Source organism: Pseudomonadota bacterium (genome assembly GCA_039193195.1).
GTDB lineage: Bacteria > Pseudomonadota > Gammaproteobacteria > Steroidobacterales > JBCBZW01 > JBCBZW01.
On the sequence record JBCCWS010000009.1, the window covers coordinates 17,864 to 32,125 of the forward strand.

Annotated in this window: 13 protein-coding genes; 7 read left to right on the forward strand and 6 right to left on the reverse strand. The window is 65.6% G+C overall.

Annotation, left to right across the window (positions count from 1 at the left end):
- Positions 1–127: 127 nt before the first annotated feature.
- The 3 genes from AAGA68_10195 to AAGA68_10205 form a co-directional block, all read right to left on the reverse strand.
- On the reverse strand, positions 128–2,227 hold the full coding sequence (locus AAGA68_10195) for an integrin alpha (GenBank protein ID MEM9385420.1): 2,100 nt from the start codon (positions 2,225–2,227) through the stop codon (positions 128–130).
- 170 nt (positions 2,228–2,397) lie between these two features.
- Positions 2,398–3,009: a DUF1579 family protein gene (locus tag AAGA68_10200; GenBank protein ID MEM9385421.1), complete on the reverse strand. Its 612-nt coding sequence runs from the start codon at positions 3,007–3,009 to the stop codon at positions 2,398–2,400.
- 108 nt (positions 3,010–3,117) lie between these two features.
- On the reverse strand, positions 3,118–3,525 hold the full coding sequence (locus tag AAGA68_10205; GenBank protein ID MEM9385422.1) for a hypothetical protein: 408 nt from the start codon (positions 3,523–3,525) through the stop codon (positions 3,118–3,120).
- A 192-nt stretch (positions 3,526–3,717) separates the two neighbouring features.
- Between AAGA68_10205 and AAGA68_10210 the strand changes: the two genes are divergently transcribed.
- From AAGA68_10210 to AAGA68_10225, 4 genes are all read left to right on the forward strand, one after another.
- Positions 3,718–4,584, forward strand: coding sequence for a sulfite exporter TauE/SafE family protein (locus tag AAGA68_10210; protein MEM9385423.1), 867 nt, complete (start codon positions 3,718–3,720; stop codon positions 4,582–4,584).
- A 94-nt stretch (positions 4,585–4,678) separates the two neighbouring features.
- Complete coding sequence (gene gmd, locus AAGA68_10215; protein MEM9385424.1) at positions 4,679–5,770, forward strand: GDP-mannose 4,6-dehydratase; 1,092 nt, start codon at positions 4,679–4,681, stop codon at positions 5,768–5,770.
- Positions 5,771–5,777: 7 nt separating this feature from the next.
- Entirely contained in the window at positions 5,778–6,746 is a 969-nt protein-coding gene (locus AAGA68_10220; GenBank protein ID MEM9385425.1) for a GDP-L-fucose synthase, read from the forward strand.
- Positions 6,747–6,761: 15 nt separating this feature from the next.
- Positions 6,762–7,976, forward strand: coding sequence for a glycosyltransferase family 4 protein (locus tag AAGA68_10225; GenBank protein ID MEM9385426.1), 1,215 nt, complete (start codon positions 6,762–6,764; stop codon positions 7,974–7,976).
- Positions 7,977–8,055: 79 nt separating this feature from the next.
- Here the strand turns inward: AAGA68_10225 and AAGA68_10230 are convergent, their stop codons facing one another.
- Positions 8,056–8,484 (reverse strand): ACT domain-containing protein, encoded by a 429-nt coding sequence (locus tag AAGA68_10230; protein MEM9385427.1) that lies wholly within the window; start codon positions 8,482–8,484, stop codon positions 8,056–8,058.
- A 67-nt stretch (positions 8,485–8,551) separates the two neighbouring features.
- On the opposite strand from AAGA68_10230, the gene AAGA68_10235 reads away from it, so the two are divergent.
- Entirely contained in the window at positions 8,552–8,824 is a 273-nt protein-coding gene (locus AAGA68_10235) for a hypothetical protein (protein ID MEM9385428.1), read from the forward strand.
- On the opposite strand, the gene AAGA68_10240 is transcribed toward AAGA68_10235, so the two are convergent.
- Both AAGA68_10240 and AAGA68_10245 read right to left on the reverse strand, forming a co-directional pair.
- Positions 8,772–11,003 carry a malate synthase G gene (locus AAGA68_10240; GenBank protein ID MEM9385429.1) on the reverse strand — a complete coding sequence of 744 codons (2,232 nt, stop codon included), beginning with the start codon at positions 11,001–11,003 and terminating at the stop codon, positions 8,772–8,774. The genes AAGA68_10235 and AAGA68_10240 overlap by 53 nt on opposite strands.
- Positions 11,004–11,195: 192 nt before the next feature.
- Positions 11,196–11,795, reverse strand: coding sequence for a hypothetical protein (locus AAGA68_10245; GenBank protein ID MEM9385430.1), 600 nt, complete (start codon positions 11,793–11,795; stop codon positions 11,196–11,198).
- Positions 11,796–12,064: 269 nt separating this feature from the next.
- Here AAGA68_10245 and AAGA68_10250 point away from each other — a divergent pair, with 269 nt between their 5' ends.
- Both AAGA68_10250 and AAGA68_10255 read left to right on the forward strand, forming a co-directional pair.
- Positions 12,065–12,841, forward strand: coding sequence for a M48 family metalloprotease (locus AAGA68_10250; GenBank protein MEM9385431.1), 777 nt, complete (start codon positions 12,065–12,067; stop codon positions 12,839–12,841).
- A 54-nt stretch (positions 12,842–12,895) separates the two neighbouring features.
- Positions 12,896–14,164, forward strand: coding sequence for a hypothetical protein (locus AAGA68_10255; protein MEM9385432.1), 1,269 nt, complete (start codon positions 12,896–12,898; stop codon positions 14,162–14,164).
- Positions 14,165–14,262: the final 98 nt, after the last annotated feature.

Genomic DNA, 14,262 nt, shown 5'->3' on the forward strand with positions numbered 1-14,262 from the left:
GGCAGACAGGGATGTCGCCGAAGCCGCTGGCGAGAAGAACCCGGCGAGTGGTTATCGTGTCGCCACTCGCTGGGTTCGCTTCTCGACGACCCCGGGCGCCGCGGATCCGCGGCACGATGGCAACAAGCTAACGTCTAGTGCCCTGGATCCTCACCGCCACCGTGTCTCCCGGCGCAAACTCCAGAGCTGGCGCCGCGCACTGCCAACGCCCGCCCAGGTCCGTGACCGTAGTGAACAGGCGATCTGCCGTGCGATTGAGGCACAATACGCGCGCCCCTGCCTGCGCGCCGAGCACGCGACCGGATACGGCGGGTACGTCTATCCTCAAGGTGCCTTGCGCCAACAGGGTGAGGGCGTCTTCTGGATCGGCCGCTAGGCCGAGCGCTTCGCAATCCCAGCGTGCCGTGAACGTGTTCTCCGGGAACAGCTCGGACACGAGCTGACCGCTCGAGCGATTGAGACACACGCTGGTGGCCAAATCGAAGCCAGTGATCTCACCAGCAACGCTGGCGCGGCGACCGAACACGACGTAGGCCTCCCCTGACTCGGGTCGCTCCGCCTGCCCTGCGCCTGGGGCGCCGATGATGAGATCAGCAGTGCCGTCACCGTCGACGTCACCCGATCGAGCCAGGGAGCTGCCTGCCAGATCTCCCGCATCGGCACCGTTCATCACGAAACCGCGGCTGCCATCAGCGCCCTGTTCTTCCCTCAGGCTCAGCAGCTCTAGCACGGCCGCGAATGGACGCGTGGAACCGTAGAGAACATAGCCGCTGCCAGCGCGACTCCTCCCGCCGGGCGAGTACACCCCACTCACCAGCAGATCATCAAGCCCATCACCATCGACGTCGCCCACGCCATCGATCGACGCCCCCACGGAGTCTCCAACATCACTGCCGCTGACGACGAAGCCGGCGCTACCGTCTCCACCGAATTCTGGCAATAGGTTGGCGAGCTCTACCTGGGGATCAAAGGGCTCCTGCTTGCCAAACAGCACGTAGACCTCTCCGGCGCCGTAGTTGGCGCCCTGCGCGCCAACCGCAACGTCATCTACGCCGTCGCCATTGAGGTCACCGATACCGGCGACAGCGCTGCCTGCGGCATCATTCGGCCGAGCACCGGTCAGTACGAACCCCTCCTCGCCCCCGCCGCCATTCTCTGGCAGGAGCTCTCCTACGTTCAGCTCCGCCGCCAACTCATCGCTACCGAACACGACGATCGCGCGACCGCCAGTCTCCCGCTCTGGATCCGGCGGACCTCCGCGAGAGCCGATGATCACATCGTTGGCGCCATCACCATTTACATCCCCAGCACCGGCACATCGGATGAAGCCTCCTTCGCCCGGCAGTTCGAAGTTGATCACCATACCGCGGGAGCCATCGCCGCCGTTGACGATGAGCAAGTCCGTAAGATCCACCTCAGGATCCATGCCGTCGATCTGCCCGAACAGCAGATAAGCGCGACCGGCGAACTCCCCGTAGGCAGTCGTGCTACCGTCTGCGCAGATCAAGACATCGTTGATATCGTCACCGTTAACATCACGAATCAGCGCAACATCCGTGCCGGCGAGATCCTGCACTCCGCCCTTCAAGACCACGCCTGTGCTGCCATCGCCATCGTGTTCCTCACGCAGCGCGTTCAGATCGAGCGAGGCACCGAAACCATCGGCACGGCCGAACACCAGATAGCTGATCCCTGCAAGCGCCCGGCCATCGACATCGCTATATCCGTCGCCGAGGATAAAATCCGCTACGCCATCGCCGTTCACATCGACACCCCCAGCGGCTGCCGATTGCCGCGAGGCGCTTAGCGGTGAGGCGACGAAGCCATCCTCCCCATCTCCTCCGTTCTCAGGTCTCAGGGCAGCCAAATCGATATCCGGCCCGCTGCCTGCCGCCGCCCCGAACACCACGTATGCGCTGCCCCTGGACGTCAGCACGACGACGTCATCCTTACCGTCCCGATTGATGTCTCCGACACCCTCAACGCGGACACCGGCAAGGTCCTCGGTGTCACCGAACAGAAAGCCCCCCAGATCTCCGGTCGCACCGTTGACCCCTTGCAGGTCGGCGAGTTCGAGGGTTGTCGGGAACGGCTCGGCCGCATCAGCGGGCGCTAGCGGCAGCGCTACGCATGTCCCTGTTGCGCTAAGCGCTAGCCGCACGGCAAGCGCCAACGATCCGCACGTGGGCCGGTGGTCTCGACAGGTGGTGTGGTCTTGAACGCGCACAGGGAAGCTCCCTCTCCCGCCGTTGGTAGTAGACGGCAGCAACAACGACAAGGTGATGATGTTCTTCGGCAGTACCGTCGATCGCTAACGCGCGTCGCGCATCTCGGGCGCGGAAACCGCTCTGCTCGGTGCCCTCATCGCTGGGCACCGAGCAACACCGGTCACCGCGCTCAGCGCGAACGCACGATCCGCGCGGCCATGGTCTTCATCTCCTGACCGCCCATCTCCTGGAACATGGTCATCGTCTCGGAGTTCTCATCCGGAAAGGTGGAGATCATGCGCGAGGGGATCTTGCCGCCGCCCACGGGGTCGATAGCATCGCCGTGGAACACGAACATGCCCTTCTCTTCGTTCCAGTCGCCATAGGAGACGAACAGGCCCGTTGAGTTGTTGTCGGTCCAGGTGCTCCAGTAGCGACCCGTCACGTTGTCGTAACCGGTACGGCCCATGCCGTGGAAGTCCATGCCCATGACCTGGCCAGTCCAGTGCTCCTCGAGCACGCGACCTCCCATGGTCATCTCCCGGCGCACCTGAAGGGTGCTCTCCATCGGCGGGGCCTCGGGGTCGCCCCAGCTGTTCATGGTGGCCTCGTAAGTGCCCGCCATCTCGGCCAGGCGGCGGTGCGGCGCACTCACGGCTGCAGCGCGCTGCATGGCCTGCATCACGGCGGCTTCGGCGGCGCTCGACGCTTGCGCGTCCTCATGGTGATCCGCCAACGCGGGGGTCAGCGGCGCGAGCAGGGCGCCAACGCCGAGGGCGGCGAGGGTGTAACGCAACGACATGGTCCTTCTCCTTGACCGATGGAGGCCTATGCTCCGGGGTCGCGATACTAACGCCTTAACTTGCCTGGACCGAGCCTAAACTACCCAGACGGTCCGCCGACCCGAGCGCTACCCCCCGGGCAGGAACGCCTGGCACCAGTGGGGCACCCGGATCGTGCGCACCCCTAGGGAACACTCCTTGCGCACATACTGCTCGAGCGTGTAGCACTCACGCTTGGCCAAGCGCGTACCGATCTCGGGACGGCGTTCGCAGATCATCGGCACGCCCGTCTCGTCTGCCTCATCGATGGGTTTCGCCTCTAGCCGTCCTTCCTTCAGGTCCGGAATGAGCTCAGTCAGCTCCTCCCAGGTGTAGGTGCCGCCGTCGTGGCCGAATGAGCCGGCGTCGAACATAGCGTTGTGTGCATCACCCCCGATGGTAGCGGCGGCGGTGGGCAGGGCGTGGCTTAGCCCCAGGGCAGCGGCGAGGGGCCACAGCAGTCGGGAGCGGAATCGGATGTCGTGTCGAGCTTGCATCGTGCCCTCCTGTCGGGATTAGCAAATCGCAGGTCGCTGATCTGGGAACGTATTCGCGTAGGTATCTTCCACGGATCTTAGGCACGGCGATCATTGCTACCCTGCCGTGGCCCTCGTCCTAGGCACCCTTCCCGCCATGCCCGTGCCCTACCGACCCTACGACCCATCGCTGCCCTCCCAGGGAAACCGCCGATGATGGAGTTCGGCCTGGTCGCGGCACTTCTGGTGGGCCTACTCGGCGCTGGCCACTGCTTGACTATGTGCGGTGCCATCGCCGCCGGCCCCAGCCTGGGCGCCCCACAACGCTGCGCAGGCTGCGCCACCTGGCGCCGCACCCTGGCCCCGCGCATCGCTTACAACGCAGGGCGCATCACCAGCTACGGCGTGGCCGGCGCGATCGCAGGCACGCTAGGCGCTGTCCTCGGCTACTCCACGGATCAACTGACGCCGCTGGTGGCCGCCGGCATGCCCGCGGGCCTGGCCTTGCGGGCCGTAAGCGCCATCTTGCTGATACTCGTGGGCCTGCGCCTGATGTTGCGCTGGCACTGGCTCAGCTGGCCGGAGCGCGCCGCCTTGCATCTGCTGCGCCGTGTTGCCCCCAACCTGCTGCAACGGCTCGAGACCGGTCCACCGCGCGCTGGCGGTTCCAACCTGCCCCGCCACGCCACGCTCGGCTTGCTCTGGGGCTGGCTTCCCTGCGGCCAGTCCTACTCGATGCTGCTGGTAGCGGCCGCCACCGCCAAGGCGAGCGGTGGCGCCGCGATGATGCTGGCCTTCGGCATCGGCACCCTGCCCGCCATGCTGGGCGTGGGCGTCGCTGGCGGCCTCGCGACAGGCCTGCGCAAGGCGGGCCCCGTGGCTACGGCCACGGGATGGGTGATGGTGGTGCTCGGCAGTGCCGTGCTGGCGGGCACCGCCGCCCCGCTGCTGTCACATACCCCCGCTGATCTCGCTCAGCCCCCTCAGCACGCACTCGCGCAGGGCCCGCCTGGCTGGCCGGCGCTCTCGCCGCTCGACGCGCCGATGTGCCACCCCCCGCGGTCGACGACACACCCCTGATTTCCGGTGCACGTCTGCGCTGCAGTACATTGGCGCCGATGGGGCCAGCGCGGCACAATACGCGCCCTCATGGGCGTTGCGGCAAGGGCAGCAGATGACGAACAAGCGGGCGTTGATCACCGGCGTCACCGGACAGGACGGCGCCTACCTGGCCGAATTTCTGCTCGATAAGGGCTACGAAGTGCACGGCGTAAAGCGCCGCGCCTCGTCCTTCAACACCGAGCGCGTGGATCACCTCTACCAAGAGCCCCATGAGTCGGACCGCCGCTTCATCCTTCACTACGGCGATCTCACGGACTCCACAAACCTCATCCGCGTGATGCAGCAGGTGCAGCCCGATGAGATCTACAACTTGGCGGCCCAGAGCCACGTCGCCGTGTCCTTCGAGACGCCCGAATACACGGCCAACGCCGACGCCATCGGCCCCCTGCGGATCCTAGAGGGCATTCGCATCCTCGGCCTGCAGGAGAAGACGCGCTTCTACCAGGCCTCCACTTCCGAGCTCTACGGCAAAGTTCAGGAGATCCCGCAGACTGAGACCACGCCCTTCTACCCACGCTCGCCCTACGCGGTCGCCAAGCTCTACGCCTACTGGATCACCGTAAACTACCGCGAGGCCTACGGCCTTTACGCATGCAACGGCATCCTCTTCAACCACGAGTCACCGATCCGCGGCGAGACCTTCGTTACCCGCAAGATCACCCGCGCCCTAGCCCGCATCAAGCTCGGCCTCCAGGACCAGCTGCACCTAGGCAACCTAGACGCCAAGCGCGATTGGGGCCACGCCCGCGACTACGTGGAGATGCAGTGGTTAATGTTGCAACAGGAACAGGCCGAGGACTTCGTCATCGCCACCGGCCACCAGTACTCCGTGCGCGAGTTTGTCGAGCGCGCAGCGGAGCGCCTGGGGATGAAAATCGCCTGGGAAGGCAGCGGCCTCGACGAGCAGGGCATCGACGCCACTACAGGCACGCCGATCATCGCCATCGACCCGCGCTACTTCCGGCCAACCGAGGTGGAGACGCTCCTCGGCGACCCCTCCAAAGCTAAGGAGAAGCTTGGGTGGGCGCCGCGCTGCACCTTCGCCGAACTGGTGCAGGAGATGGTGGCCTCAGATCTTGAGCGCGCCGAACGGGACGAACTGATCAAGAACCACGGTTACCGCCCCCTGGACTTCCGCGAGTAACCCAACCATGAGCACACCTCCCCCAGCTTCAGCGGCCACTGCCAAGTCGCGTATCTTTGTGGCCGGTCACCGAGGCTTGGTCGGTGGCGCCATCGTGAGGCGCCTGCAGCAGGCCGGCTGCGAGGCGTTGATCACCCGCACCCGCGCCGAGCTCGACCTCACCGATCAGCGCGCCGTGGACCTGTTCTTCGCCGGCGAGCAGCCCGAGTTTGTGATCCTGGCTGCCGCCAGGGTGGGCGGCATCCACGCCAACAACACCTACCCGGCCGATTTCATCCGCGACAACCTGGTGATCCAGAACAACGTGATCGACGCGGCCCACCGCCACGGTGCCACCAAACTCGTCTTCCTAGGCTCCTCGTGCATCTACCCGAAGTACGCACCGCAGCCGATGAAGGAAGAGTACCTGCTCACCGGTGAGCTTGAACCGACCAACGAGTGGTACGCCATCGCCAAAATCGCAGGTATCAAGATGTGCCAGGCCTACCGTCGCCAGCACGGCTTCAACGCCATCTCCCTGATGCCCACCAACCTCTACGGCCCTGGCGACAACTTCAACCTGGCAAACTCCCACGTGCTGCCTGCCCTGATTCGAAAGTTCCACGAGGCGCGCGAAGCGGGCGAGCGAACCGTAACCGTGTGGGGCACGGGCACGCCGCGCCGCGAGTTCCTCCACGTAGACGATCTGGCCGACGCTTGCGCTCACCTCATGCAGCAGTACAACGGCGAGGAGCTGGTGAACGTGGGCGTGGGTGAGGATGTCTCTATCGGCGAGCTCGCCGCGCTGGTGCGTGAGGTGGTGGGCTTCGAGGGGGACATCTTCTACGACACGACCAAGCCGGACGGCACGCCGCGCAAACTCCTGGACGTGAGCCGCCTGCACACGCTCGGCTGGCAGGCGAAGATCTCCCTGCGCGAGGGCGTGCGCAGCACTTACGCCTGGTTCTGCGAGCATCAATCGGACTTCCGCGACTGACACGCGAGCCCGCCCTTGAGCGCTCAGGACACCCCGCCCGACGAGGACGTGCTCCTCCTATCGCCCTTCTTCGCTCCCGAGCCGATCTCCACCGGCAGGTACAACGCACACCTCGCCCGCGGCCTGGTCGCGGCGGGTCACCGAGTGCGCGTCATCTGCTCCCACCCCCTCTACCCCGACTGGGTCGCCTCGCAGAGCGACGCGCAGGAAGTGGGGATGGTCATCGAGCGCGGCGGGGCGGGCCTGCGCTACCCCCGCTCGAACGTGCCTCGGCGACTCGTGCTGGAACTGTGGTACGCATGGCACACAACGCGGCGACTCCACGAGCGACGCACTCGCGCCCACCGCGTCATCCTCGTGCTGCCGCCCGTGCTGTTCGCCCTCCCGCTGCTCCTGGGTAAGCGCAGGGGGCAGGTGATCGCAGTGGTGCACGACCTGTACGGCATCATGGCCACTTCGGCCACGGGCCGCAGCCGGCGTTGGGTGGCGGCCCTGGTCGGGCGCATCGAGCGGGCAGTCCTGGGCCGGTGCGATCGACTAATCGCCCTGTCCAGCGCCATGCGCGAGGCCATCGTAGAACGCTACGGCGTGGGGCGCGAGCGCATCGAGGTGGCGTACCCCTTCGAGACCTTGAGTGAGCTGACCGCCTCCAACTCGGCCCTTGCCGGCGAGATGCCAACCGCGCAGCGCCACGTGGTCTACTCGGGTGCCCTGGGCGAGAAACAGATGCCTGGCGTGCTGGTCGAGGTGTTCGAGCAATTGGCCGCCGCCGAGGCCGATGTGGTGTGCCACATCTTCAGCGCGGGCCCCCAGTTCGAGGCGCTCCGTCGCCAACCCAGCCACCACGAGCGGCTACGCTTTCACGCCCTAGTGCCGGAGGCACAGCTGCTGGAGCTCTACGCGCGCTCGACCCTTCAGGTGCTCCCGCAAGCGCCGGGCACCGGTGCCGGGGCATTCCCCTCGAAGCTACCGAACCTCATCGCTGCCGGTGTGCCCGTGTTCAGCATCTGCGATGAGGACAGCGAGGTGGCGCAGGTGCTGCGAGAGGCTGAAGCAGGCGCATGGGTCGCCGGCGTCGATGCGGGCGAGATCGCCCAGGCCATTCAGAACTACCTAGGGCAGCTGAACGATGAGCCGCGGGATGCGCGGCGCGCCCGCCTAGGGGCCTACGTCGATCAACACTTCCGCGTTACGGGCCTGCTGGCCAAGCTGTCCTCAATGAAGAGCTAGCCGCAGGTGCCTGGCCTGGGTTGTGCGCGGGTGTCCGCGCGAGGGCGCCAAGAGCCGTAAACCGCACCGACCGTGGGAGCTATGCACCGGTGGCGCTGAGTTCATGGAGGGCGGCGAGGGCGGCTTCGGCGCTACTCGTGGGCACGAACAGATGATCGTGGAAGTAGCCGGCGATCACATTCACGCTGATGCCCTTGGCGGCCAAGCGCTCGGTCACCACGGCCGTGAGCCCCACGGAGTCGAGGCTCGAGTGCACGCCGAAACTCACGGCCCGGTAGGTGCTGGCGTAGCGCAAGCCCTTCGCATCAGCAGCCTGGCGGGGCACCACCAGCGTAAGGCCCTCGCGCTCCCAGCAGGAGGCGATGGGCTCCATGTCGGCGTGGTCGCCGTAGGCCGCGCCGGGCAAGGTGCAGAACACGTATTCGCCGTGGCGAAGGGCAGGGTCCAGGCTCTGCAAGATCACGGAGAGATTGTTCTCCCCGCGGTCGCTAAAGTCGGTGGGGGACATGGCGGCGTCGGTCTCCTCGGGAACGCTTGGGCACGGCGGATTATAACGATGAAAGGCGGATGAGCTGGTGACCTACACGTGGTTCGACTTCGTGGGCAACCTCGGCGTGATGCTGGTGCTGCTCACCTACGCTATGGTGCAGCTCGGGCGCCTCGGCGCGACCTCGGTCACCTACGGCAGCCTAAACGCCGTAGGGGCTGTTCTCATCCTCGTCTCCCTGAGCAACACCTTCAACCTCTCGTCCTTCGTGATCGAGATCTGTTGGCTCACGATCAGCTTGATCGGTGTTACGCGGACCCTGTGGCGACGCCATCGCGCTCGCCGCGAACACGCTCCTTAAAGGCGCGCCGGTAGCTGTGCAGGAGCGGTTCCGTATAGCCGTTAGGTTGCTCGCGGCCAAGCAGAATCAGATCGCTGGCCGCCTGGAAGGCCTCGCTCTCAATGGGCTCGGGCCCTAGCGGCACGTAGGTGCGGTCGCCGGCGTTTTGCTCATCCACCACAGCGGCCATGCGCCGGAGACTGTCGCGCACCTCGGCTTCGCTGAGCACCCCGTGGCGTAGCCAGTTGGCGAGCAGCTGGCTCGCTATGCGCAGGGTGGCGCGATCCTCCATCCGGCCGACGTTGTCGATATCCGGCACCTTCGAGCAGCCGATACCCTGGTGCACCCAACGCACGACGTAGCCGAGGATGCTCTGCACGTTGTCGTCAAGCTCGCGCTGGCGCCGGGCGTCACTCCACGAGGAGGGGTCTGCTAGCGGTAGCGTGAGCAGGCGATCGAGCGATGCGGGCGCCCGCTTAGCGAGCTGCGCCTGGCGAGCCCGCGCGTCGACCCGATGGTAGTGGAGCGTGTGCAGGGTAGCCGCCGTTGGGGAGGGCACCCAAGCCGTGCTGGCGCCCGCCTCCAGATGGCCTATCTTCTCCTTCAGCATCTGCGCCAACAGGTCGGGCATTGCCCACATGCCCTTGCCAATCTGCGCCCGGCCAGGTAACCCGCAGGCCAGACCCACATCCACATTAGAATCCTCGTAGGCCCCGATCCAGGGCTCGTGCTTCATCGCCGCCTTGTCGACCACCGGCCCAGCTTCCATGCTGGTGTGGATCTCATCGCCCGTGCGATCGAGGAAGCCGGTGTTGATGAAGAACAGGCGATGGCGCGCTTCGTAGAGACAGGCCTTGAGGTTGGCGGAGGTGCGACGCTCCTCGTCCATGATGCCCATCTTGAGCGTGTACCGGTCGAGACCCAGCACATCCTCCACCCGATCGAACATGGTGTTGGCGAAGGCGACCTCTTGCGGGCCGTGCATCTTCGGCTTCACCAAGTAGATGCTGCCGGCGCGACTGTTGCGCAGGGCCTGATCCTGCGGTGCTCTTCGCAGGTCATGGATGCCGATGAGCGCGGTGACCAGCGCATCCAGCAGGCCCTCGGGGGCGGGCTCGCCGTGAGCGTCCAGCACCGAGTCATCCAGCATGAGGTGACCGACATTGCGCACCAGGAGCAGGGCTCGGCCGGACAGGCTGAAGGCCTTGCCCTCGGCATCTCGGTAGTGGCGCGGGGCGGCGAGGCGGCGCTCGTAGGATCTACCGCCCTTGTGCAAGGTGGCAGTGAGGTCGCCGCGCATCAGCCCTAGCCAATGGCGGTAGGCGTGGACCTTGTCGTTCGCGTCCACGCAAGCTACCGAGTCCTCTAGGTCAAGGATCGTGGTGAGGGCAGCCTCCAGGTGCACGTCAGCGATGCCCGCTGGGTCGTCGCGACCGATCGGATGGTCGCGATCGATCTTCAGGTGAACGTGCAGACCGTGGTGGCGCAGGAGCACCGCGTCGGGGTGGTCGGCCGGGCCCGCGATGCCGGCGAACTGGGCGGGGTTCGTAAGGCCCGCCTGCGCCTTGTCAGCAAGGTGTATGGTGAGCGCACCGTCGCGCAGCGTGTAAGCGGTGGCGTCGCGGTGACTGCCGTCCGTGAGCGGGAAGGTTTGATCGAGAAACGCCCTCACGTAGGCGATCACCCGTTGACCGCGCACCGGGTTGTAGCTGCCGTCGCCGCGTTGCGCGCCCCCATCCTCGGGCAGGGCATCCGTGCCATGGAGGGCGTCGTAAAGCGAGCCCCAGCGAGCGTTGGCAGCGTTGAGGGCGTAGCGCGCGTTGGTGATGGGCACCACCAGCTGCGGCGCGGGCACATCTCCCACTTCCGGGTCGATGTGGTGCGTACCCAGCGTGAATGGCGCCGGCGAGGGCACCAGGTAGCCGATCTGCTCGAGCAGCCGCCGGTAGGCGGTCGGGTCGGGCCGGCCAGGGTGCTGCCGATGCCAGCGATCGAGGCGCTCCTGCAGCTCATCACGTTGATCGAGGAGCGTCCTGTTGCGCGGCGCCAGCTCGGCGATGAGCTGCTCGAGCCCACGCCAAAACTCGGGGGCGGCGATGCCCGTGCCCGGTAGGGCCTCCCGGTCGATGAAATCGCGCCATTCGCTGACGACGGAAAGCTGACCGATGGCGACACGAGCAGCTGCATAGGGGGAAGTCATGGGATTGCACTCTCCTCAAGAACTCCAGAGCGCGCGTGTAGCGCCCACCAGATCCTATTGCACCGCAGCAAGAGATGGGAATCAAGTCGCTGGAAACCGCGGTCATTGCGACCGCATTTAGGGGCGTCAGGTACGGAAAAGGCGCGCAGCTCACGCTGCGCGCCTTTGAGAAAGGGTTTGAGGTGACTGGGCCTACGCGCGGCGGCGACGGGCAGCCCCGGTTAGCATCAAGGCGCCAGCGAACAGGGCGAGCGCCGGCGGCACGGGCACCGTGGCCGCCCGTAATGCCGTGACCCGGAAGCCCTCGTCACCGGATAGGCCCACGATCTGGAAGGTGGTGCCTACGCCAACGCTGCTCACGTCGAGGCTCACTATGTTCACGACGTCTTCAGTCAGGTCGAAGACCCCCGCTTGCACACCATCCACCAGGATCGCGAAGAACAGCGGGGTGGTGATGCTGATCTCGTCGAAGGCGATCAGCCGGTCGAGAGATACAGGCTGTGAGAAGGTGAACAGCAGCGACTCGCCTGGGCCGATACGATTGCCCTCAAATGCAGGCGTGTTGCCCACGACGCCGAGGCCCGTATCGCCGTTGATGTGAACAATCCGGGCTTCCTCGCCGGCGAAACCTTCTGCCGTCAGGATGATCCCACCGTCTGTATAGGTTACCGGTGCAGTGCCTTCGCGATTGCCAAGGCCGTCCGCGAAGTTGAATTCGACAGTGGTGGCGTGTGTAGCAGCGGCGCCGAGCAGCGCCGCGGCGGCGGCGAGTGTCTTGAGGTGCAGATTCATGGAGATGAGCTCCTACGACGCCCGTCGAGGGGCGCCAGGTAAACGAGTTCCGAGTGCTCCGATCCTGAGGATCGTGGTTATTTTTCAAACACATTGCGCAAAAGGCGCGCTAGGTGCAAGTGCTTCTTGCAATCGATTTAACATACTGAATTATTGGAACTATCGAGGATAGGCGGCTGGCGCTGCAGGCCGCGCTGCGAGCGGTGCACCGACGGCGCTCTCGTCCGTTGAAACCAAAGCGGCCGTGCGGAAACTTCTCCAGGAAGCTCATGCCACTACTTCGCCTCCAATGCATCGCCCCGCGAAGGCGCCTGGCCAGCCGGAATCGCCTGCGCCAGGCCAGCCCGTGGGCATTCGTGCTCCTGGGGTTGATGAGCGCGAGCGCAGCGTCTGCCGCGGTGGGCGACGCCCTGCGCGCGGCCCTGCTACTGCAGGCGAGCAGTGACCAGGCAATCGAGCGCCAGATCGCAGCCCTCGATGCCCAGCTCGGCGTGGCACCCGTGGGCAGCGAGCTGGATCGGCGCTTGGCCCAGGTGGTGACCCACTTGGGCGAGGTCAATGGCTACCCGCTGAACTACCGCGTGTACCTTGCCCCCCAGGTCAACGCCCTCGCTTTCCCCAACGGGGAGGTGCGCGTGTTCGCCGGCCTGATGCAACTGCTCGATGATGATGAGCTGACGTTCGTCATCGGCCACGAGATCGCCCACGTGGTGAAGGAGCACGGCATGGCTTCGATGCGTCGCCAACAGACGCGGAATCTCGCCGGCATCGCCGCCAGCCTTCTCGGTCTTCCGGCGGCGGGCCCGGGCCTTAACTCCGGCCTTGGCGCCCTTGAACTTCACTTTGGTCGCAGTGCGGAACTCGAAGCGGACCGCTTCGGTCAGAAGCTGCTGGAAGTGCTTCACTTGAACCCCAAGGCTGGGGTCAGCGCACTCACCAAATTGGCACAAGCCAACGGCAGCGCCGGGCGATTTGCCAGCTGGTTCCAGACCCATCCGGATCCGCTCGTGCGCGCGGAGACGCTCGACCAGGCGACCAAGCCGTAGGGGCGCCAAGTCACCTATGTTTCTCATTCGCTCTCTCGCCGAGAGGAGGTAAGCGTGAATCCCCTTGCTCCCCACCGCTGGATGCTCGGCCTGCTGCTCACCGCGGGCAGCACCGTGGCCCTCGCAGATGTCGGCCCGTCCCGCTCCTCCGCCTACGATCCGCAGACCGGTCAGGCGCGCTCGGAGCGCACGTCGATTGCAACCAACACGCCGCTCAGCGTCGTGATCCCCGTGTTCGATCCCGGCCTCGACGGCGATCCGCCGAAGCCCTACCACAAGGACGAGAAGTGGGATCAGGTGTTCGATGAGATCCGACGCACGGAAGCCAACCTGATCGCCGCCGATCTGCGCGATGCCCTGCGCGATACGGGCCTGTTCGAGAAGGTGCGCGTGGCACCGTCCTCGCAAGCGATCGGCGAGCTGTACGTGATTGGACGCATCATGCGCTCGAACAGCGAGGACTTTCACCTGCAGGTACAGGTGATGGACATCTCCCAGCGCGAGTGGTTGAACGACATCTACAAGATTCGCGTAGAGGAAGCTGACGTCTCGGAGACCGCCCGCCTGCGTCGGGTCGATCCCTACGAGGCACTGTACACGCAGATCGTCGATGACGTAGTAGCCGCCCTCGCACGCCGGGACGAAGGCGACCTACGAGAGCTAAGAGGTATCGCCGATATGGTGTTCGCCAGCAGCTACTCGGAGGAGACCTTCGGCCGCTACCTAGGTGAAGATCGCGTGCGCGTGCGCACGGGCGAGCGCTCCACCCGCATCAGCGTGACCACCCTCGAGGGCCTACCGGCTGCGGGCGACGAACAGTACGCGCGCATCGCGGCCATCCGCACCAAGGAGGAGCTGTTCCTCGACGACCTGCAGCGCAACTACGACGAGTTTTCCGGCCGCGTCGAGCCCGTTTACGAAGAGTGGCAAACAGACGCCTACCCCTTGGCCGTAGACGCCCGCAAGGAGCGCGCTAAGTCCACTCGACGCAAGGTCTTCGCTGGCCTCGCTGCCGCTGCCGGCGTCGCCGCAGGCTCGGAAGCCGATGAGTTCAGGACTATCGCTCTGGCGGGCAGCGCGGCGCTCGCCTACACGGCCTATCGCTCTTCGCGCCAGTACAACGCCCTGCGCGAGTCGCTAGCCGAACTCGGCGAGTCCGTGGACATCCAACTGGCCCCGACCAACGTGGAGTTCGAAGGTCGTACGCAGACCCTAGAGGGCAATGCCGCCAAGCAGTACCAAGACATGCGCAATTTCCTACGCGAGGTATACGCGGAGGAAGCCACGCCCGATCGGTCTCTGGTGATCGACGAGGATCTCTGACCGCAGTCTCCGTCCGCGCGGATGAGAAAACCTGCTTGCCCTAGCTTGCCCGGAGCTGGCGCTCAGCGACCCTCGCCCGCCGCTTGCCGCCTTGGAGC